Source organism: Nocardia sp. NPDC058058 (assembly GCF_042885355.1).
Lineage (GTDB): Bacteria > Actinomycetota > Actinomycetes > Mycobacteriales > Mycobacteriaceae > Nocardia.
In genome coordinates, this window is record NZ_JBHVSA010000005.1 from 77,866 (window position 1) to 97,990 (window position 20,125).

The following is a 20,125-nucleotide window of genomic DNA, read 5'->3' on the forward strand; positions in this document are numbered from 1 at the left end:
TTATCGGGTCGGCAGGACTTTCGCCACCCATTCCGCCACGGTGTTCGCCCACCCCGGTTTCAACACGATGTCATTGTGCGCACCGCCCGGATAGATCACCAATTCCTTGGGCTCCGGAGCCGCCGCGAACAGTTCGCGCCCCATCCGCACCGGCAGTAATTCATCGTGATCCCCGTGCATGATCAGCACCGGGCACGTCAGCCCGCGAATCCGCTTCAGACTCGGATACGCGTTGGGCACGAACACCTTCGGCAGATACGGGTACACCGCTCCCGCCGCATCCCGCAATCCCGTGAACGTCGACATGAGCACCAGCGCGGCGGGCGGATACACGGTCACCAATTCCGTCATCACTCCCCCGCCGAGCGATTTCCCCAGGTACACAACCCTTTCCGGATCGACACCGTCCTGGGCGAGCAAGGCCTCCCGAGCGGCCCGCGCATCCAGATAGGTCCCCCGCTCGGAGGGCCGCCCGGTACTGCGCCCATACCCCCGATAATCGAACACCAGCACATCGAACCCGGCCGCCGCCAGCAATGCCAGCACCGGCGACCGATCCCCGATATTCCCGCCATTCCCATGCGCGAAAAGTATGTGCCCCAACGGTTCCCCCACCGCCCGCACAAACCACGCGTTAACCGTCTCCCCATCCGCAGTCCGCAACCACAGATCCTCGAACCCCACCCCGAATTGCTCGGGCGTCGCATAGATCCGCCGATCCCCCGGAACATAGGTCAGCACATTGAGAATCGTCTCCGCCGGATGCCGCATACACCCTTCCTACCGCACCTGATCCATTTCGCTGCTTCAGGCACGAAACCCCGGACAACTGGGCATCAAACGCGCTGCCACAGTATCCGGGGTTTTATGTCTGATCAGTCTGGACGTCAGCCGCGCAGTACTGCTCCCACCGCATCGGCCGCGGCCGCCACTGCCGAGTCGCGGGCCGCGCTGGCCTCGTCTTCGGTGAGGGTGCGGTCGGGGGCGCGGAAGCGGAGGGCGTAGGTGAGGGATTTGCGGCCCTCGCCTGCTTGGGCGCCTTCGTAGACGTCGAAGAGGGAGATCTTTTCGAGGAGGTCGCCCGCGCCGGAGCGCAAGGCGGACTCGACCGATGCCGCCGGGACGGCCTTGTCCACGCTTACCGAGACGTCCTGGAGCACCGCCGGGAAGGCGGAAACGATTGGGGCGGGGCGGTTTTCGCGCAGTGGGAGGGCGTCCAGGTTAATGACCACGGCGCAGGTGCGCGGGGGCAGGCCCGAACGTTCCAGGACGGCGGGGTGCAGTTCGCCGGCGTGGCCGACGACGGTGCCGTCCACCAACAGTTCGGCGCAGCGGCCGGGATGCCACGGCAGGTAGGCCGTCGCGCGGCGCTCGATGACCAGGCCGGTGGTTTCGGCGACCACGTCGACCAGGGCGAAGGCGTCGGCGGCCTCGACCGGGCGACCCGGACCGAACGGACCCCGCGGTTCGCGCTTACCGGTCAGCACGGCGGCCACGTGCACCGGCTGCGCCGGCAGTGAGCGCAGCAGGACGTTGATCTCGTCCTCGGTGGGACGGCGATCCACCGGCAGCGGCCCGACCGGACCGGTGTCGGCGGTGCGGCGCACCACCTGGGCAATGCCGTAGATGGCCAGATCGCGTTCCCCGCGAGAGATATTGCGCGCGGCCACTTCCAGCAGACCGGGCAGCAGGGTGGAAGCCAGCTCCGGACGATCGGCGTCGAGCGGGTTGAGCACACGCATGGTGTCGCGACGCGGATCATCGGCGTCCAGACCCCAGACGTCGAACACATCGCGGGCCATGAACACCGGGGTCGGCACCTCGACGCAACCCTCGAACGCGAGCGCCTTGCTGATGGCGCGGCGACGCTTCTGCTCGGCGGTCAGACCGCGACCGGCCGGGGCGGACGGCAGCACCGACGGGATCTTGTCCAGACCCTCCAGACGCAGCACCTCCTCCACCAGATCGGCGGGCTGGGTGAGGTCGGGACGCCAGGTCGGCGGGGTCACGATGAGCTGCCCCTGACCGGCATCGCTGACACCGACCTCGACGGTGCAACCGACCTGCTGCAAACGACGAGTGGAAGCACCCGGCGCGTACTGCACCCCGGCGATACGATCGGCCAGGTTGATATCCATCGAGATGGGCGCGGCGGCCGGAACCGGCACGCGCACATCGGTGAGCACGGATTCGACTGTGCCACCGGCGATCTCGGCGAGCAGCGTGGCGGCGCGATCCAGCGCGGCCAGATTCACCTCGGGATCCACGATGCGCTCGAAACGACGGCTCGCCTCGGAACCGAGCTTATGGCGGCGTGCGGTGCGCGCCACCGCGATCGGATTCCAGGTGGCGGCCTCGAGAATGATGTCGGTCGACTCGTCGCCGACCTCGGTGCTCGCACCACCCATGATGCCCGCGAGCGAGATGACACCCGAATCATCGGCGATCACCACGTCTTCGGCATCGAGGGTGCGCTCCACCTCGTCGAGAGTGCGCAGCGTCTCGCCCTTGTTGGCGCGCCGCACCACGAGTCCGCCCGACACCTTGGCGGCGTCGAACGCGTGCAGCGGCTGACCCAGTTCGAGCATGACGTAGTTGGTGACGTCCACGGCCGGAGAGATCGGGCGCACGCCGGACAGCAGCAGGCGACGCTGCAACCACCACGGGCTCACGGCCTTCGGATCCACACCGGTCACCCGGCGCACCGCGAAACGCGTGCACAGCGAATCCGGGTCCAGGCACACCGACCACGCCTCGGCATCGGAATCGGGCAGCAGCCGTACGGCCGGATCCTGGAACTCCAGATCGAAGCCGCAGGCCAGCTCGCGCGCCAGACCGCGCGCGGAGAACGCGTACCCGCGATCCGGGGTGATGGCCAGCTCGATCACGGTGTCATCGAGTCCGAGCAGCTCATTGGCGTCCGCGCCGGGTTCGGCGGTGCCGGGCTCCAGCACCAGAATCCCATTGTGGTCCTTGCCGATCGCGAGTTCGGCGACCGAGCAGATCATGCCGTTCGAGGTGTGCCCGTAGGTCTTGCGCGAGGCGATCTTGAAACCGCCGGGCAGCTCACCACCCGGCAGCACCACGACCACCAGATCGCCGACGGCGAAATTCCGTGCGCCGCAGACGATCTCCTGCAGCTCCGGATTGCCGACATCGACCTTGCAGAACCGGATCGGCTTCTTGAACTCGGTCAGCTCGGTAATCTCGGCGACCCGCCCGACCACCAGCGGATGCTCGATCTCACCGCCCACCCGCTGCAGCCGATCGACCTCCTCGACCTCCAGGCCGACCCGGACGAACCCCGCGTCGAGCTCCTCCGGCGTCACCGACCACCCGGGGGTGGTGCGCTGCAGGATTTCCGTCAGCCAGGACTGCGCTACTCGCACTTGACGTTTCGCTTCCTTGTTAAGAGGGGGTCGGATCAGGCTTGGATGCCGAAGGGCAGCGTGAAACGCACGTCGCCCTCCACGATGTCGCGCATATCGGGCAGGCCATTGCGGAACTGCAAGGTCCGCTCCAGCCCCATGCCGAAGGCGAAACCGCTGTACACCTCGGGGTCGATACCGCTGGCGATCAACACCTTCGGATTGACCATGCCGCAGCCGCCCCATTCAACCCAGCCCGGGCCGCCCTTCTTGTCCTCGAACCACACATCGACCTCGGCCGACGGTTCGGTGAAGGGGAAGAAGCTGGGCCGCATGCGCGTGGTGGTGTTCGGGCCGAACAGCGCCTTCGCGAAATGGTCCAGCGTGCCCTTCAAATGCGCCATGGTCAGGCCCTTATCGATGGCCAGACCCTCCACCTGCGAGAACACCGGGGTGTGCGTGGCATCGAGCTCATCGGTGCGGAACGTGCGCCCGGGGCACACCACGTAGATCGGCAGCTCACGAGAAAGCATGGAGCGCACCTGAACCGGCGAGGTATGCGTGCGCAGCACCTGCCGCGAACCCTCCGGCGCGATATGGAAGGTGTCCTGCATGGTGCGCGCCGGATGATCCGGCAGGAAGTTCAGGGCATCGAAATTGAAATGTTCGGTCTCGACCTCGGGACCCTCGGCGATCTCCCAGCCCATGGCGACGAACACATCGCCGACCCGCTCGGACAGCGCGTTGATGGGATGGCGCGCGCCGACCGCGGCCCGCCGCGCGGTCACGGTGACATCGATGGCCTCGGCCACCAGCACCGCGGCATCACGCTCGGCGAGCAGCTGCGCATTGCGCGCCTCGAAGGCGGCGGTGACGCGCTGACGCGCCACGTTCACGCGCTTACCGGCCTCGGCCTTCTCATCCTTGGGCAGGGTGCCGAGGGAGCGCTGCGCCAGCGAGATCGGCGATTTACCGCCCATGAACTCGGTTTTCGCACTCGCCAGGGCTTCCAGATCGGCGGCAGCGGCGAAGGCCTTTTCGGCGGCTTCGGCAGCGGCGCCGAGGGATTCCTCGGTCAGCGCCGCAGTCTGCTCGGCACGGTCGATATCGTCGGCCACGATGCTTCGTCTCTCCCCTGGCTGGTCTGGGTCGGGCGGATTGCCTCCCCCATTCTTGCTGGTCGAATCGTAAGCCTTGTACTCAGCCCGGTTCACCCGGTTTTCCCGCAGGCAGCGCGCACCGCGTCGGCGTGGTGCGCGCCACCATCGGGACTCACGCGGCGGGGTAGGTTTCGCGGAAAACCGTATGGCGCACGCTCCGGCGACCGGGGTGAATCCGATCCTGCGCGGCATAGCCGACGGACATCAACAGGGCGATCGACAGATCCGGGCGATCCTCGATTCCGATGACCTTCTTCACCTTGTCCTCATCCCAGCCGTTCATGGGCGAAGTGGACAGACCCAGCTCGGTGGCCGCCAGCATGACGAAACTCGCGGCGATCATGGCGTCCTTGACCGCGTATTCGCGCAGCAGCCCGCGTTCGGCCAGACCCTGCTGGAATTCCTGCGAAGCGGCGGCGAATCCGGTGATGAATTCCTCGCTCCACGCGCCATTGCGCCGGGCCTGCTCGTAGACATCGGCCCGATCCTCTTGCCACGCTTGGGTTTCCGCGACGAAGACGAGCAGCACCGGCGCTTCCTGCGGTTGCGGCTGGCCGCCGGTGGCCCAGGTCAGGCCCTCGCGTCCGGCGGTATCGGTGATCACCACGATGGACCGATCCTGCAGGTTCCAGCTCGACGGCGCTTCCATGGCGAGTTCGAGCAGGGTGTCCAGATCGGCCGGAGCGACCGGATCGGGCCGGTAGTGCCGGACGGTGCGGCGGGTGCGAATGGCTTGGGCGACTGAGATCGTGTTCATGCCACTAACTATCGGAGAGTGACAATCTTCTGGGAAGTAGGCACTAATTAGTGCGCTACTCTCCTACAGGTGACGATGCTCGTGGAATCCTCCGGCCTGCCCGCCGACGTCTACTCCCCCAAATGCCCGACCCGCCAGGTCCTGGACCACATCGCGGGCAAATGGACCATCCTGATCATCGACGCCCTGCGCCAGGACGGCCCGATGCGCTACACCGAACTCTCCCGCCGCATCGGCGGCGTCTCCCAGAAAATGCTCACCCAAACCCTGCGCAGCCTGGAAACCGACGGCTTCCTCACCCGCACGGTAGAACCCACCATCCCACCCCGAGTCGACTACGAACTCACCGACCTCGGCCGCAGCCTCGCCGAACCCATTGCGGCCCTACGCAACTGGACCGAACAACACATCAACGAGGTCGAGCGCGCCCGCGCGCGGAACCTCTGATAATCCATCGATCTTCCTGCCACGCAAGCACTTTCGTCATTCTCCCCGCCACACGGTATCCAGATCGATCGCCTGGTTCGAACCCGTGTGACGGTCATTCTCATCCTGCCACGCCTGATGCGTTGGGCTGATCAGACGAACACTGCCCGATATGTCGCTGACTGCAAGCTCCAGCACCATATTCGACAGATCCCAACGCAACGTCCGATCCGGATCACGCCACCACCATCCGGTCGGCCGCTCCCCGACAAGATCGAATATCCGCTGTGCGAGGTCATCGAATGCGTTGGATAGCAACGGTTTCACCGTCGGATCGGCAAGGACGACGTCGGAGAAGAAGAACCAGATCTCGTTGATCGAGCGGGGGGTATCACTGTCGAGGAACACAAGGGCGTCCGGACGACCCACCTCGAGGTCGGTCGTAACCACCGGGGATAACGGATCGCGATTATCCAGCTGCCAGCCAACTCTTTCGGTGAAACCCGGCAGATCGTCAATCGTCCACGTCCAGTCGAATCCCATGGCCGCCTGCACAACATGGACGGCTCGATCGAAATCTACTCGCATCGCTGCTCTGTTCTCTCTTCGTATGGCACGGCGGAGGCGTTGAGGGAAGTCTTGCATCTATTTGAGGAGGGCTGCGCCATAGCCCAGAGCCTTGCGCACCTCGGTCCGAGCCAGGTCCGGCAGACAAGTGATGCTCAGCGTAAGCGGCCCGGTCTGCGTCGGCGCGACGTCCGGATGGTGCTGTTGTACCGGACTCAACGCGAGAACCGGCGGAATCAGCGCGGACAACGACTGCAATGTCGAGGACAAGGTTCGAGACGCGTCGGCAATCCACGGTTCAATCGGATTGACCGCCAACGCATTCGACGCGATGGGGATCGGTAACGCGACACCATGCAGCGTGGGCCCCGGATTGCCCTCGCCCTCCGGCGTTCCCGGCGGATTACCCGTGGTCTTGCCGATCTCTCCCGGGACCTTGTCGTCCTTCTTCTCCTGAGTGGCACCGTAGATGGCGATCTTGCCATCGGTATCGGTTCTCACCAGTCGATAACCAATCTTGGACGCATCCTCGTTCTCAACCGCCTCCAACATGCCGCGATCGATGAGCCACTGCCTGAACTCGGGATCATTCGCGGCGTCCTGTTTGAGCTTGTGCCACAGATAAGGGTCAGTCATCTGCTCACCCAGATACTGACCACCCGAACCATCCGGAAGCAACGCTTTACCCACATGCGGTGGACCCGGATTACCACCCTTGCTCTCGACGATCATCATCTGGCCGTTCTTGAAAGCGACCACGTCGTGCTTGTTGCCACCTTTGGGACGCAGGTTCACCTCCCAGTCATCGGATTTCAATACCGCGATCGCACCGGCTTGACCGAGCATCTCCTTCGCGCTGTCGATCGGAGCGCTTGCCTTCCACCAGGTCTTCACCGCGGCTCCGAGAATGCCGGCGCCGGCCTGGTCCAACTTTCCCTCGCCAATCAGCTTCGCCAACTCGGCCTTGAGGCGTGCACTTCCCCCGGTGAGTTCATCGATATCGGCGCCACTGGCAGTAGCGAGCAGTTGGATACCCGCGTGCAGCCCATCACGGAAACCTTGCGCATCGGCGATGAACGCAATCATGGCTTCCAGCTGAGGCCGGTACTTTTCGTCGACGTCCTCGAGTTTTCCCGACCAAGTGAGTCGGTAGAAGAGATCGGCCGAGAGGCTGATCTTGTTCGCGGTGTTGGGGTTTTCGGCAAATCCGGGCCGCATTCCTTGGGCATTTCCCTTCGGCCACACCAGCGCACCTCCTTGCCACTGGGTTCCTTCGACCGGAACCCATGGCTGCCCCTCGATTGCACTGGGGAAGAGGATCTGACCAGAGGTTGTATCAGGACCACCTGTAGTACTGGCAGGCGCACCCGGGACTACAGGAGGCGCTACGTTCTGGTTCGGCTGGTTGCCATTCGGTTGGGTGTAGGAGTTATTGTCCGGCAGGGAATTCGGATCGATTCGTCCGTCGCCATCCAACGTGGGCTTGTTCTTCGAGTTGTTATGGGAACTCTCATACCAGTAGCCCGCCATGAGGCCGAGGCCGACCACGAGACTCGCGGCAGCGCCGATTACCGCGCCAGGGGCGGCACCTACGCCCTCGCCACCGACCGCGCCGATCGCGCCGCCCAGTTCGGCGCCTTCGAGCACCATCGCACCGAGTTCAGCACCGGTGATACCTGCCGCCTCCGCAGTCCCCAATTGGGTGGCTCCGGTCGCCAACGCCGCGCCGGCGCCCACGCCGAGACCCTTAGCCGAGTCAGCGCTATTCGGTTGGTTCGCGGGCGCGATCTTGTTGCCGTTGGCATCGATGGTGAACAGGTATTCGCCCGCGGCGTTCAGGACCGCATATCGGGGCTGGCCGTTGACATCGGCGAGGCGGACCTTCGATGCCGCGTAGGGATCGCTGGCGGCAGCGGGCTTTTGGGCGGGGATGGTGACATCGGCCTGTGCACCGGTGCTCGGGTCATAGCTGTGCAGGGTGTGTGCGGGTTGCGGAGCGGCCGGAACCAGGCCGACCGCATTCGGGTTGTATGCCGGAATATCTTTTTCCGAAGGCCGTTGCGGCTGTTCGTCTTTGGGCTTGGGAAGGTTGATGCCTGGATACAGGAGGTTCAGGATCGCGGGGTCCTGAGCAGTCGTGGCCGGTTTCTCAGGGGTCGTCGAGTTCTGCACGGGACTGACGGCACTGCCGAGTCCGTGAGTCGACTGGGATTGACCAGAACCGATTTGACCTCCGAAGCCGGAATGTGAGGCGGCAGGCGGGACTTTGCCATCGGGACCAGAGGTGTCGGGCGAATTCGGCTGCGGGGCCATGGATCACACTCATTTCGGGCATGAAAATGCCCCGGCGGCCTCATAGCGAGTGTCTCCGGGGCGGATCGGAACGACATGCGCCGTACTCGGGCGACGATATCGAATAGGCCACTGCGCTCTTCGCGTGGCAGGAGGCGGCCGGATCACCGAACCCATTGCGAGGACGGTGTTTACAGATACCGATCCGACAGAATTCAACCTCGGATCAGTCTGTGCGACCAGGCAGTCAGCCTATCGCGCGTTCCGTGACGAACCGAGAGAACAACCCAACGACATTGCACAGAAAACAGGCACGCCCCTAGCGAGGTTGAGCGCGCCCGCGCGCGGCGAGGTCGGTGAGGGTGGCGGCGATTTGTTCGACGTGGCGGCGGCCGGTGCCGTAGTCGACGGCGGTGAAGCGGAGGCGGGGGTGGCTTTCGATCAGGACCGAGGAGGTGGCGGGGGTGGCGGATTCGACTGTGATGGTGAGGGTTTCGCCGAAGGTTTGCCAGGACATCGGGGTTTGGGCGGTGATGCGGCCGGTGGCGGCGTCCTCGGCGGTGATGCGTGCGAGGAGGGTGCGCAGCACCTGTTGGGCGAGGGCGTAGGACTGCTGGGGTGGGCGGGGCAGGTTGATGCGGGCGCGTTGGGAGAGACCCGGGTTCGCGGGGTCGGTGTAGACGGCCTGGCGGGCGGCGCGGAGTTGCCGGGTGCCGCCGAAAGCCGCGATCAGCGCACCGAAGATCACACCGGCGATGAGGCCGCCCAAGGCGGCGGACATGCTGCGAGCGAAGGTGATCGAGTCGTACAGGCCGATCAATACACCGAACGGGATGCCGGTGAGCAGGAAGATCCTGAGGTAAAGCCGTGCCGCGGCAGCCTGATTCATGAGTGCGCTCCAATCCTTCACCCTGAGTACGGCACGACCCGGGCATGAGTTCACCCCTCCCGATAACGGATCGGAAGGGGTGAATCGCGATATGGGAACGGCTACCGCGCTAACGCATCAGTGCACGAGTTCGGTTGCGCCGTCCCCGAGTTCGGCCGCGATGGCCTTGCGGCCGGGAATGAGCATCGCGATCAGCGCGCCGACCGCGACAATGGCCGCGCCGACCGCCACGGCGGGGGCCAGACCGTCGACGTAGGTCTGCGGGGTGCCGTAACCGCCCCGCGAGGCGAAGACCGAGGCGAGCACCGCGACACCCATGGCGACGCCGACCTCACGCACGGTGGAGCTGGTACCCGAGGCCATACCGCGATCCTCTTCGGACGCACTGGCCATGACGACCGTCGACGCCGGGGCGAAGGTCAGACCCATACCGATGCCGCCGAGAATGAACGGCAGCACGAACGAGCTGTACGCGACATCGACCTCGGCGATCAACGCCATCCAGCCCAGCGCCGCGGCCAGGAAGACCTGACCCACCACGACAAGTACGCGCGGCCCGACCCTGTCGACGAGCAGACCCGCTATCGGGGCCACCACCATCGGGGCCATGGTCCACGGCATGGTGCGGATCCCGGATTCCAGCGGCGTGTAACCCTGCACGACCTGGAAGTACTGCGACAGCAGGAAGATCGAGCCGAAGACGCCGAGCGAGAAGGCGAAATTGACCGTGTTGATGGCGCTGAAACCGCGCGAACGGAACAGGCGCAGCGGCAGCATCGGCTCGGCGATCCGCAACTCCCACACCACGAACGCCGCGAGCAGCGCCGCACCGCCGAGCAAACCGCTCAGCACCGGAGCCGAGGTCCAGCCGTCATCCGCGCCGTGAATGACGCCCCACACCACCGCCAGCACGCCACCGGCCGACAGCAGCAGCCCGACCACGTCCAAACGCCTTGCGCTGCCGAAGGATTCACTCAGCACCCGGGCCACGAACGGCAGCGCGAGAATGCCGATGGGCACGTTCAGCCAGAAGATCCACTGCCAGCTCAGACCGTCCACGACCGCGCCACCGACCACCGGGCCCAGCGCCACACCGAGACCGGTGATACCGCCCCAGATACCGATGGCGGCACTGCGCATCTTCTCCGGCACATGCGCGGACAGCAGTGTCAGCGACAGCGGCATGACCGCGGCCCCGCCGAAGCCCTGAATCGCACGGAACAGGATCAACATCCACGGCTCGGTGGCCATCGCGCAGGCCGCCGACGCGGCGGTGAACAGGGCGATGCCGATCAGGAACAGCCGCCGCCGGCCGAGCCGATCACCCAGCGCCGAGGCGGTGAGCAGCAGCGAGGCGAACGACAGCGTGTACGCGTTGATGAACCACTGCAGATCGCTCAGCGAGGCGTTGAGTTCGGTGCGAATGACCGGGAGCGCATTGGTCACGACCAGATTGTCCAGCACCACCATGAACATCGGGATGCCGACCGCGGCCAGTACCGCAGCCAGCGGCGGCGTGCGCACACCGGAAACCGGCTGCGCAGCGGGTGTTTCGAGTACTTCAGTCATGTCCGGTTCCCTAGTTGTAATCGACTGATAACTAGAGAGTATGCATCGACTGATAACATGTCAATGGTGCACCCGGTTCCGCGACGGCAAGGAGGCCGACAGCCATGACGAGAACACGCATGACCGCCAGCGAACGCGGTGAGCAGGTACTCGCGGCCGCCGTCTCCGCCTTCGCCGAATCCGGTTACACCGCAACGAAAACCGATGAGATCGCGCGCCGCGCCGGGGTCTCGCAGCCATATGTCATCCGGCTCTTCGGCACCAAACAGCAGCTCTTCCTGGCCGCCCTGCGCCAGGTCTGCGATCGCATCGAGGAACTGTTCCGCGAAGCCGCCGCGCACACCCCACCCGACGCCACCGTCGAAGAGTCGCTCAGCGGTCTCGGCGACGCCTATAAAGCCCTGCTCACCGAGCGCGATCTACCGCGCGTCATGCTGCACGGCTTCTCCGCCAGCAATGACCCCGCGATCGGCCCGGTCATGCGCGAACGATTCGGCGAGATCTACCAGCTGGTCCGCGATCTCACCGGCGCGTCGGCGAGCGAGGCGGGCGGCTTCATCGCCACCGGCATGCTGCTCACCGATATGGCGGCCATGCAGGTGGTCGGCCCGGACGCGGTCGAAACCCCGTGGGCGACAGAGATTCTCACCTGTTTCGAGGCCGAGGAGCTGTAGCGATCCGGATCAGCCGCGCGTCGGCGATTCGGCCTCGGCGGCGGGAGCATCGGCCTCGATGATCTGCTCGGTCGGTTCGGGCAGCCGCCGCGCCAGCACCTCACCGCGGAAGAACGGCGGCATCACGCGCGCCAGCGTCAGATAGATCGGAATGCCGATCAGCAGCGTGCCCACGCCCAATACGAAGATCGCGCTGAACCAGGACGTCACCGCCGTCCACCCCGCCGCGAACAGCAGTGCGAAACCACCCAGCGCGGGTAGCACGCCCTTCATGACGAAATCCCTTGGGCTGGAAGCAAATCGATCACGGTACAGCCAGGCGCAACTGAGCCCGGTGAGCCCGTAGTACAGCCCGATCGAAATGCCGATCGCCGTCACCGCCTCCGCGATGAGCCGCCCGCCCGAGGCGAAATTCAGGCCCACGTACAGCACCACCGACACCGCGCCGAACACGATGGTGGAGAACACCGGCGTCCGGAAGCGCGGATGAATCCGGCCGAACGCCGCGGGCAGCGCGTGATGCAGCGCCATCGAATAGGTGGCGCGCGCGGTCGGCAGAATCGTGGTCTGCGTGGACGCCGCCGCCGAGGTGAGCACCATCAGGAACAGCAGATGCACCAGCACCGAACCCACCGGTCCCGCACCGAACACCGCACTACCCAGTGCGCCGAGCACATCGTCGACATGATCGGGATTCGCGAGTCCGAGCCCCTCGGTCCCGGCCCCGACGAAGGCCTGTCCCGCCACGGTGACCAGGAGATACAGCGCGACCAGCGTGATGGTCGACAGCACCGCGGCCCGGCCCGGCGTATGCCGCGGATCGACGGTTTCCTGATTCACCGCGACCGCGGAATCCCAGCCCCAGTAGATGAAGACCATCAGCAGCATGGCGGTGACGAAGTCCGAGAACGACCCGATCTCGAAGGGATTGAACCAGGACCATTCCGGCAGATGCGCGCCCTCCGGAGCATTGCCGATCCCGACGCGCACCAGCGCCACCACCGAGAACACCACCAGCATCCCGAATTCGACCGTCAGCAGCCAGGATTGCAGTCGGGCCGACACATCGATTCCGTACACCGCGATCGCGGTCATGACCACGAGATAGACAATCCCCAGCAACAACACCCAGGGATTGGTTGCATCCGCGCCGATGCCGTGCGCCCCGAACAGATGGAAGGTGTACTGCGAACTGATCTGCGCCAGGCTCGCCATCACCAGCAGATCCGACACCACGATCGCCCACCCGGACATCCATCCGGTGAACGGCCCGAACGCGCGCGTGGCCCACACGAACGTGGTCCCCGGATCCGGTTCCACCGCATTGAGATCCCGGTATCCGATGGCCACCAGCAGCATGGGAATGAACGCCAGCACCACGATGATCGGCGATTGCAGACCCACGGCAGCCACCACGAGTCCGAGCGTGGCGGTAATGCTGTAGGCGGGTCCGGCCGAGGCCACCCCGATCACCACACTGGATGCCAGGGAAAGCGCACCGGAGCGCAGAGTGCTGGGCGAAGTCACCGGACAACATTAAAGGGCTATCACCCAGCACACCGAATCACATCGGACAGAAGAGACGAACAACGCCCCGCGCGAGGGCTCAGCGATTCGCGGCGTGCTGGACGCGGGCGCTGGCGTAGAGGCAGATCGAGGCCGCGGCAGCCAGATTCAGGCTTTCGGCGCGGCCGTGGATGGGGATGCGGACGCGATGAGTCGCGCGCTCGGCGATCTCGCGGTCCAGACCGTGCGCCTCATTGCCGAACAGCCAGGCGACGGGACCGCGCAGGATGTCATCGGCCTCGTCGAGGTCGACCTCACCCTTGGCGGCGGTGGCCAGGATGGTGATGCCCGCGGCTTCCAGGCCGGACAGCACCTTCTCGGTATCGCGCTGCCGCGCGATCGGCAGATGGAACAGGCTGCCCGCTCCGGCACGCACGCATTTGCCATTGTGCGGATCCACCGAATCTCCGGCCAGCACAACACCATTCGCGCCCACCGCATCGGCGACCCGAATGAGCGTGCCCGCATTGCCCGGATCGGCCATGCCGACGGGCACGGCGAGCAGGCGCGGCGCAGTGCGCAGCACCTCGGTCATCGGCACATCGACCTGGCGGCACACCGCGACCAGTCCGGGCGGAGTCACGGTCTCCCCCAGCGCTTCCGCCGCGCGATCGCTGACCAGCGTGGTGCGCACGCCGTTCGCGGCCGCCCCGGCGACCAATTCGGTCTCGCGGCTGGCGGCCTTGAGCGAATAGAAGAGCTCTTCCACCCGATCCGTATCCAGCGCCGCCTCAACCGAATTCGCGCCCTCGGCGAGAAACAGGCCGGATTTGCGGCGCACCGGCGCGCGGTGCAGCTTAACGGCCGAAACGACCCGCGGGTTGCGCTCGGAGAGCGCTTCCACGGGTCGTTCCGAATTCTGCTGTGTCGTCACGCAGGGCTTAGGCAGCCGGGGCGTTGACGTCGGCAGGCAGGGCAGCCTTGGCGACGGCCACGAGACCGGCGAAGGCCTCGGCGTCGGAGACGGCCAGCTCGGCCAGGATCTTGCGGTCGACCTCGACACCCGCGGCCTTGAGGCCCTGGATGAAGCGGTTGTAGGTGATGTCGTTCAGACGCGCGGCGGCGTTGATACGAGCGATCCACAGCTTGCGGAAGTCACCCTTGCGCGCGCGGCGGTCGCGGTACGCGTAGGTCAGCGAGTGGAGCTGCTGCTCCTTGGCCTTGCGGTACAGCCGCGAGCGCTGGCCGCGGTAGCCCTTGGAGGCCTCGAGTACGGAACGGCGCTTCTTCTGAGCGTTTACGGCCCTTTTGACGCGTGCCACTTGTCAGTCCTTGATCGATTCGGCGGGCGCTGCGGTCGCGCCCGGAGTGGGTCGGGGTCGGCGTTCGAGAACGCGAGTTGCTGTGCGGGTCTTAGAGACCGAGCAGCTTCTTGATGCGGGGAACGTCAACCGTGGCGACGGCCTCCGTGCCTTCCAGACGGCGGGTCCGGCGAGAGGACTTGTGCTCGAGCAGGTGGCGGCGGTTGGCCTGCTCACGACGGAGCTTGCCACTGCCGGTCACCTTGAATCGCTTCGAGGCACCGCTGTGCTTCTTCATCTTCGGCATGGATTCCTCTAATCTGTCTCGTCCCGAAGGCGCGCCGGAGCGCGCCGTCGGAGCCTGATCGTTATTACTGCTGCGGGGTCGCCGCCGAAGCCTCGACACCCGGCGCTTCGGCCGGAGCCGCCGCAACCTCGGTGGCCGGTGCTTCGGCCGGAGCCGCGGCCGCGGGCGCACTGCTGCGCTGCGGTGCCGAGCTGGCTTCGTTCTGCGCCTTCACCCGCGTCTTCGCGCCCTTGTGGGGTGCGAGGACCATGGTCATGTTTCGGCCGTCCTGCTTGGCCGAAGTTTCGACGAAACCGAGATCGGCGACGTCGGAGGCCAATCGCTGCAACAGCCGGAACCCGAGTTCGGGGCGCGACTGCTCACGACCGCGGAACATGATCGTGACTTTGACCTTCGAGCCGGCTTCGAGGAAGCGAACGACGTTGCGCTTCTTGGTCTCGTAGTCGTGGTCGTCGATCTTCGGGCGGAGCTTCTGCTCCTTGATCACGGTCTGGACCTGGTTCTTCCGAGATTCACGCGCCTTCTGCGCGGTCTCGTACTTGAACTTGCCGTAGTCCATGATCTTGCATACCGGCGGACGCGCGTCCGGTGCGACTTCGACCAGGTCGAGGTCAGCCTCCATGGCGACGCGTAGTGCATCTTCAACACGCACGATCCCGACCTGCTCACCACCCGGTCCGATGAGGCGGACCTCGGGTACGCGGATGCGATCGTTGATGCGAGTCTCAGTGCTGATGGGGCCTCCTAGGTCAAGCGGTTCGTCAACGACCGCAAGCAATAACTGCAACCCCAATTTCAACACGAAAGCCCCGGGTTGGTATTTCTCCAACACGGGGCCCGAGTCGACCGATCGACGACGCGAACAACTCGCATCGCACCTATACAGGGCGAACCCATACAGATACCCATCCGGAAAAGGATGGGCGACCGGAACCGCTAGCCTGATTCGAAGATCGGCGGACGGTGGGAGTCGGGCTCCACTTGATGCCCTGGGTAGTTACATGAAGATTGACAGCATGCAACGCTCCGGGGCGGTCGTCGCAGAAGAGTCTAACAGCCCATCGCCGAAGCTCCGAATCGGCCGCCCCCTCGACCAGCGGCAACCCGGTCGATGCCAAGATCTAGGGCATGAGCGAGGCACTACACGAACAGGAGTCGGCTCTCATCGACGGTGAGGTCGTGCGCGAGCTGGCCGATATCCCGGCGGTGGAGGTTATCAGCCGCGCCGCCGTCATGCTGATGAGTTCGGCCGCCGAGAAGCTCGGACTGGGCGAGGCCGATCCCGCGACCAGCCCGCATCTGGATCTGGACGAGGCGCGGCGGGTCATCACCGCGCTCGCCGGTCTGGTCACCGCGTCCGTGGAGTACCTCGGACCGCACGCCGGCCCGATTCGCGACGGCTTGCAGTCGTTGCAGCGCGCGTTCCGCGAGGCGTCGGCGCATCCGGACGCCCCGGGCACGGGTCCGGGCGAGAAGTACACCGGCCCGGTCTACTGATCCCGGGTCAACCCCGGTTGGCACGAATCGCGCGCACGATGATGTCCGCGACGCCGCGCATCCCCTCCAGTGTGGGGTGGTACGGGACCAGGGTTTGCGTGGCGATCAGCGGTTCGAACCAGCGCACTCCGGCGAGGGCGCACATATCGTGGCCGATCGAGTCGGGGCGGGTGTCTATATAGACAGCCCCGGCCGCGACGGCCTCGCGGGAGACGACACCGTTGAGACGGTCGAACGCGGCCTGGATATGGATCGCGTCCTCGGGTGGCAGGCCGACCAGATCCGCGCAGCCGCCCGGGCGGACATAGGTGGGCCAGCCGTCGACGTAGATCTTCGCGTTCGGCGAGAGCACTGAAATCTGATGCAGCGCGGTCGAATACGCGCTCGCGATACCGTCGATATCGGCATCCCAGGCCGGATCGGCGCACGGTTTCAGACCGGCCAGGTGACAGGTCAGGATGTACTTGGTCATCTGGGCGTCGTTCGCGCCGATGTGTACGGTCACCAGTTTCGTATTCGGCCCGAGGCCGTCGAACTGCGGTGCGATGCCCGGGCCCTGCGAGGTGGTCAGATGCGGGATCTTCGCCGAACTACAGGTGCGATCATCGAGTTTCAGACCCAGTTCCAGGGCGACCAGTTTCGGGGTGTTCGCGGTGGAGCGCGCGCATTGCAGCGGTGCGCTCGTATCGAAGTCCTGGACGCCGGTGGTCGCCGCGCCCGAATCCCCCAGTGCCACATACTCGGCGCCGCCGTCGGCCGGTGCCGCCGCCGCGGGTCCGGCCGATACCGATGCGGTGAGCGCCAGCAGTCCGGCCGCGAGCAACCCTGTGCCCCAATGGTTTCGCGGGGTTGTCAGCTTCAATTCGATCCCCTATGGATGAAAGTGGTACGCCTCGGTCTCAATTCAATTGTGACGCAGGTTACTCTCTGGGCATACACTCCGCAAGGATGCCCGCGGGGGCAGTAACCCTCCGGTTGCGCACACACCCCGGGGTCCCAGGTAACTCCCAGAATCGGTACATGAAACCGGTCCGAAAAAATTTGCGCACCATTTGCGGATTTACTGTTAACACTCTCAAACCTTTTCGCGCGGTGGCAGTTTCCCGATTACGGGACGGAAAACCTTGGCGCTCGAGACGCAGTGCTGGTTGGATGCCGGATGTAGCGCCCGATCGAGCGCTGCGCATATCAAGTCCTGCATACTGACGCGGGCAGCGGCAGCTGTCCGTCACGAACCTTCGGGGGTTGTACATGATTGACTCGATTACCCAAGAAATCTCCGGGTCGCGGCGGCGACGAGCGGTTGTTCCGGCCATGGTCGCGGCCGCCGCCCTGTTCGGCGCGCTCGTAACCGGTTGCTCCTCTTCCGATTCCGGCTCCTCCACGACCTCGGCCGCCGCGCCCGCCACCGGGCCGCTGCCCGACGGCGGTCAGCTCATCGCCGAATCCTCGCGCACCACCCAGACGCTGCAGTCCGTGCACCTGGACCTCAAGGCCACCGGCCTGGAGAACCTGCCGGTCGATTACGTCAAGGCCGATATCACCAACCAGCCGCAGGGCAGCGGCCAGGCGGTCGGCGAGGCCAAGGTGAAGGTCAAGGAGGGCGACGCCAACTGGACCGAGACCAAGTTCCTGGTCGTGGACAAGACCCTGTACGCCGGTGACGGCACCAAGTACGCACCGGTCGGTCCCGCCGAGAAGATCTACGATCCGGGCGTCATCCTGGACAAGGACAAGGGCCTGGCGCACGTCATCGCCGAGGTGAAGAACCCGAAGGTCGAATCCCGCGAAACCATCAACGGCGTCAACACCGTCAAGGTCTCGGGCACCATCGACACCGCGGTCATCGACCCGGTCGTGCCGCGCATCGGCCAGGCCGCGGGCGTGCTGCCCATCACGCTGTGGATCGCCGACGTCGCGCCGCCGACCGCCTCGGCCACCCCGCTGCCCTCCAGCGCCGCCTCGCCCGGCACCGGCCCGAACCTGGTTCGCGCCATCGTCACCAAGGACGGCGGCAATGTCAGCCTGACCCTGTCCAACTGGGGCAAGCCGGTCACCGTCGTCAAGCCGGGCAGCTAGCCGGCACCGACTCGGCCACCGAGTCTCACCACCCGGTCCGGGAAAGCGGAACGGCGGCAATGACTGCCGTCCGCGGTCCCGGACCGGACGCGTTCGCACGCAAGCTTCGCTACGGAAACACCGGTTAAGAAGTTTTTCAGTGAAATGCAAGGCTCCGCACAGACGATACCTACACAACGCTCAAACGCTGTGTGTGCGTATGGCTTTCCGGGGGCAGCGATGAACCTGATCGGCCGAACCGACAGCCGATCAGACATGGAGGAATGAGATGACGACCGACGACCGCCCAGAAATCGAGGAGCGGGAACTCCGTCAACCTCCGCCGGATGGCCCCCCTCCGGTATCGAACGTATGGGTTTATAACGGTAAAGCCTACGACCTCAGCGACTGGATTTCCAAGCATCCGGGCGGTGAGTTCTTCATCGGGCGAACGAAAAACCGGGATATCACCTCGATTATCGGTTCGTACCACAAGAATCCGGAAGGCATCGGCAAGCTGATCGAGCGCTACGCGCTCAATCGTGTTGCGCTGCCGGAGGATATCCATCCCAAGGCCAACGCGCCGGACTTCCTGTTCACCGAGGGCTTCGACAGCTGGCGCGATACCCCGAAGTACGCCTTCGACAACAAGAACGACCTGCTGCATCAGGTCAAGAAGCGGCTCAAGGAGCCGGAGCTGGCCGCCCGCATCAAGCGGATGGACACCATCTTCAACATTGTCGTTGCGGTACTTGCCATTTCGTACTTCGCCGTCCAGGGTCTGCGCCTGTTCGAGCGCAGCTGGATGCCGCTGCCGGTGTTCGTCATCGCCATGGTGCTGCTGCGCAGCTCGCTGGCCGGTTTCGGGCACTACGCCATCCACCGCGCCCAGAAGGGCATGAACAAGATCTATACGAATGCCTTCGACTTCAATTACGTCGCACTGGCTTTCGTCACCGCGGACGGTCACGCACTGCTGCACCACCCGCACACCCAGAGTGAAGTCGACATCAAGAAGAACGTCTTCACCATGATGACCCGGATCCCCCGGCTCTACCGGATCCCGATCCACACCATCCACAAGTTCGGGCACACCGTCACCGGTATGACCATCCGCCTGCTGGACGTGTGCCGCCTGACCCGCAAGGTCGGCATCAAGGATATGTACGGCACCTGGGGCGGAGCGCTACCACACTTCATCGGCTCGTTCGGCGTGCGCTTCCTGCTGCTCGGCGAACTCATCCTGTTCACCGTGATGGGCGACTTCTGGGCCTGGGCACTGCAATTCGTGATCTCACTGTGGATCAGCACCTTCCTGGTGGTGGCCAGCCACGACTTCGAGGAAGAGGTCGAGGAGATCGAGACCAATACCGAGGACTGGGGCGTCAACCAGATCGAACAGGCCTATGACCTCAAGGTGATCGGCAACCGCTACGTCGACTGCTTCCTGTCCGCCGGGCTCAGCTCGCACCGGGTGCATCACGTATTGCCTTATCAGCGCAGCGGTTTCGCCAATATCGCCACCGAGGACGTACTGCGGGAGGAGGCAGCCAAATTCGGGGTCGAATGGCTGCCCGCCAAGAGCTTCTTCACCGATCGGTTCCCGAAGCAGATCAAGATCTACCTGCTTTCGCGTTCCGATGATGCCAAAGAGCGGAACTGGGGTTTCTTCCGCGAGCACTTCGCGCCGTCGGCACTGAAGACCTGCGCGGTCTACACCGCACAGGGATTCACCGGAATCGGCACGGTCTGAA

19 protein-coding genes are annotated in these 20,125 nt (G+C 65.0%); 5 read left to right on the plus strand and 14 right to left on the minus strand.

Features of this window, described 5'->3' with window-relative positions; genetic code table 11:
• The 4 genes from ACFVUS_RS38825 to ACFVUS_RS38840 form a co-directional block, all read right to left on the minus strand.
• Positions 1-771, minus strand: a complete 771-nt coding sequence (locus ACFVUS_RS38825) for an alpha/beta hydrolase (RefSeq protein WP_387778825.1) — start codon at positions 769-771, stop codon at positions 1-3.
• Positions 772-887: 116 nt separating this feature from the next.
• On the minus strand, positions 888-3,389 hold the full coding sequence (gene pheT / locus ACFVUS_RS38830; RefSeq protein ID WP_387778828.1) for a phenylalanine--tRNA ligase subunit beta: 2,502 nt from the start codon (positions 3,387-3,389) through the stop codon (positions 888-890).
• Positions 3,390-3,424: 35 nt separating this feature from the next.
• Entirely contained in the window at positions 3,425-4,486 is a 1,062-nt protein-coding gene (pheS, locus tag ACFVUS_RS38835) for a phenylalanine--tRNA ligase subunit alpha (protein ID WP_387778831.1), read from the minus strand.
• A 154-nt stretch (positions 4,487-4,640) separates the two neighbouring features.
• Complete coding sequence (locus tag ACFVUS_RS38840) at positions 4,641-5,285, minus strand: nitroreductase family protein (RefSeq protein WP_387778834.1); 645 nt, start codon at positions 5,283-5,285, stop codon at positions 4,641-4,643.
• 75 nt (positions 5,286-5,360) lie between these two features.
• Between ACFVUS_RS38840 and ACFVUS_RS38845 the strand changes: the two genes are divergently transcribed.
• Positions 5,361-5,732, plus strand: coding sequence for a winged helix-turn-helix transcriptional regulator (locus tag ACFVUS_RS38845; protein ID WP_387779888.1), 372 nt, complete (start codon positions 5,361-5,363; stop codon positions 5,730-5,732).
• A 36-nt stretch (positions 5,733-5,768) separates the two neighbouring features.
• Here ACFVUS_RS38845 and ACFVUS_RS38850 read toward each other — a convergent pair whose 3' ends face one another.
• The 4 genes from ACFVUS_RS38850 to ACFVUS_RS38865 form a co-directional block, all read right to left on the minus strand.
• On the minus strand, positions 5,769-6,299 hold the full coding sequence (locus ACFVUS_RS38850; protein WP_387778837.1) for a DUF6301 family protein: 531 nt from the start codon (positions 6,297-6,299) through the stop codon (positions 5,769-5,771).
• Positions 6,300-6,356: 57 nt separating this feature from the next.
• Positions 6,357-8,450 carry a hypothetical protein gene (locus ACFVUS_RS38855; protein ID WP_387778840.1) on the minus strand — a complete coding sequence of 698 codons (2,094 nt, stop codon included), beginning with the start codon at positions 8,448-8,450 and terminating at the stop codon, positions 6,357-6,359.
• Positions 8,451-8,889: 439 nt separating this feature from the next.
• Positions 8,890-9,459 carry a hypothetical protein gene (locus tag ACFVUS_RS38860; RefSeq protein WP_387778843.1) on the minus strand — a complete coding sequence of 190 codons (570 nt, stop codon included), beginning with the start codon at positions 9,457-9,459 and terminating at the stop codon, positions 8,890-8,892.
• Between the two features lie 117 nt (positions 9,460-9,576).
• Positions 9,577-11,028 carry an MFS transporter gene (locus ACFVUS_RS38865; RefSeq protein WP_387778846.1) on the minus strand — a complete coding sequence of 484 codons (1,452 nt, stop codon included), beginning with the start codon at positions 11,026-11,028 and terminating at the stop codon, positions 9,577-9,579.
• A gap of 104 nt (positions 11,029-11,132) precedes the next feature.
• On the opposite strand from ACFVUS_RS38865, the gene ACFVUS_RS38870 reads away from it, so the two are divergent.
• Positions 11,133-11,702, plus strand: coding sequence for a TetR/AcrR family transcriptional regulator (locus tag ACFVUS_RS38870; protein ID WP_387778849.1), 570 nt, complete (start codon positions 11,133-11,135; stop codon positions 11,700-11,702).
• Positions 11,703-11,711: 9 nt separating this feature from the next.
• On the opposite strand, the gene ACFVUS_RS38875 is transcribed toward ACFVUS_RS38870, so the two are convergent.
• The 5 genes from ACFVUS_RS38875 to infC form a co-directional block, all read right to left on the minus strand.
• A complete protein-coding gene (locus ACFVUS_RS38875; protein ID WP_387778852.1) occupies positions 11,712-13,229 on the minus strand; it encodes an APC family permease in 1,518 nt (505 codons plus the stop codon).
• 79 nt (positions 13,230-13,308) lie between these two features.
• Positions 13,309-14,112, minus strand: a complete 804-nt coding sequence (locus ACFVUS_RS38880) for a TrmH family RNA methyltransferase (protein ID WP_387778855.1) — start codon at positions 14,110-14,112, stop codon at positions 13,309-13,311.
• Between the two features lie 37 nt (positions 14,113-14,149).
• The gene (gene rplT, locus ACFVUS_RS38885) at positions 14,150-14,530 is read right to left on the minus strand and encodes a 50S ribosomal protein L20 (RefSeq protein ID WP_043650578.1); all 381 of its coding nucleotides are present in this window, start codon (positions 14,528-14,530) and stop codon (positions 14,150-14,152) included.
• Positions 14,531-14,621: 91 nt separating this feature from the next.
• Positions 14,622-14,816 (minus strand): 50S ribosomal protein L35, encoded by a 195-nt coding sequence (gene rpmI / locus ACFVUS_RS38890; protein ID WP_330181812.1) that lies wholly within the window; start codon positions 14,814-14,816, stop codon positions 14,622-14,624.
• Between the two features lie 64 nt (positions 14,817-14,880).
• The gene (infC, locus tag ACFVUS_RS38895) at positions 14,881-15,603 is read right to left on the minus strand and encodes a translation initiation factor IF-3 (protein ID WP_387779891.1); all 723 of its coding nucleotides are present in this window, start codon (positions 15,601-15,603) and stop codon (positions 14,881-14,883) included.
• 341 nt (positions 15,604-15,944) lie between these two features.
• Here infC and ACFVUS_RS38900 point away from each other — a divergent pair, with 341 nt between their 5' ends.
• On the plus strand, positions 15,945-16,313 hold the full coding sequence (locus ACFVUS_RS38900; protein WP_387778858.1) for a DUF1844 domain-containing protein: 369 nt from the start codon (positions 15,945-15,947) through the stop codon (positions 16,311-16,313).
• A 7-nt stretch (positions 16,314-16,320) separates the two neighbouring features.
• On the opposite strand, the gene ACFVUS_RS38905 is transcribed toward ACFVUS_RS38900, so the two are convergent.
• Positions 16,321-17,175, minus strand: a complete 855-nt coding sequence (locus tag ACFVUS_RS38905; protein ID WP_387778861.1) for an SGNH/GDSL hydrolase family protein — start codon at positions 17,173-17,175, stop codon at positions 16,321-16,323.
• A 392-nt stretch (positions 17,176-17,567) separates the two neighbouring features.
• On the opposite strand from ACFVUS_RS38905, the gene ACFVUS_RS38910 reads away from it, so the two are divergent.
• Both ACFVUS_RS38910 and ACFVUS_RS38915 read left to right on the plus strand, forming a co-directional pair.
• The gene (locus ACFVUS_RS38910; protein ID WP_375968234.1) at positions 17,568-18,392 is read left to right on the plus strand and encodes an LppX_LprAFG lipoprotein; all 825 of its coding nucleotides are present in this window, start codon (positions 17,568-17,570) and stop codon (positions 18,390-18,392) included.
• 268 nt (positions 18,393-18,660) lie between these two features.
• Complete coding sequence (locus tag ACFVUS_RS38915; protein WP_387778864.1) at positions 18,661-20,124, plus strand: fatty acid desaturase; 1,464 nt, start codon at positions 18,661-18,663, stop codon at positions 20,122-20,124.
• Position 20,125: the final 1 nt, after the last annotated feature.

Bases quoted from the DNA above. Each gene is read 5' to 3' on its own strand.
- ACFVUS_RS38825 (WP_387778825.1), bottom strand. From the start codon at position 771: ATGCGGCATCCGGCGGAGACGATTCTCAATGTGCTGACCTATGTTCCG.
- ACFVUS_RS38840 (WP_387778834.1), bottom strand. From the start codon at position 5,285: ATGAACACGATCTCAGTCGCCCAAGCCATTCGCACCCGCCGCACCGTC.
- ACFVUS_RS38845 (WP_387779888.1), top strand. From the start codon at position 5,361: ATGCTCGTGGAATCCTCCGGCCTGCCCGCCGACGTCTACTCCCCCAAA.
- ACFVUS_RS38850 (WP_387778837.1), bottom strand. From the start codon at position 6,299: ATGCGAGTAGATTTCGATCGAGCCGTCCATGTTGTGCAGGCGGCCATG.
- ACFVUS_RS38860 (WP_387778843.1), bottom strand. From the start codon at position 9,459: ATGAATCAGGCTGCCGCGGCACGGCTTTACCTCAGGATCTTCCTGCTC.
- ACFVUS_RS38865 (WP_387778846.1), bottom strand. From the start codon at position 11,028: ATGACTGAAGTACTCGAAACACCCGCTGCGCAGCCGGTTTCCGGTGTG.
- ACFVUS_RS38870 (WP_387778849.1), top strand. From the start codon at position 11,133: ATGACGAGAACACGCATGACCGCCAGCGAACGCGGTGAGCAGGTACTC.
- rpmI (WP_330181812.1), bottom strand. From the start codon at position 14,816: ATGCCGAAGATGAAGAAGCACAGCGGTGCCTCGAAGCGATTCAAGGTG.
- ACFVUS_RS38900 (WP_387778858.1), top strand. From the start codon at position 15,945: ATGAGCGAGGCACTACACGAACAGGAGTCGGCTCTCATCGACGGTGAG.
- ACFVUS_RS38915 (WP_387778864.1), top strand. From the start codon at position 18,661: ATGACGACCGACGACCGCCCAGAAATCGAGGAGCGGGAACTCCGTCAA.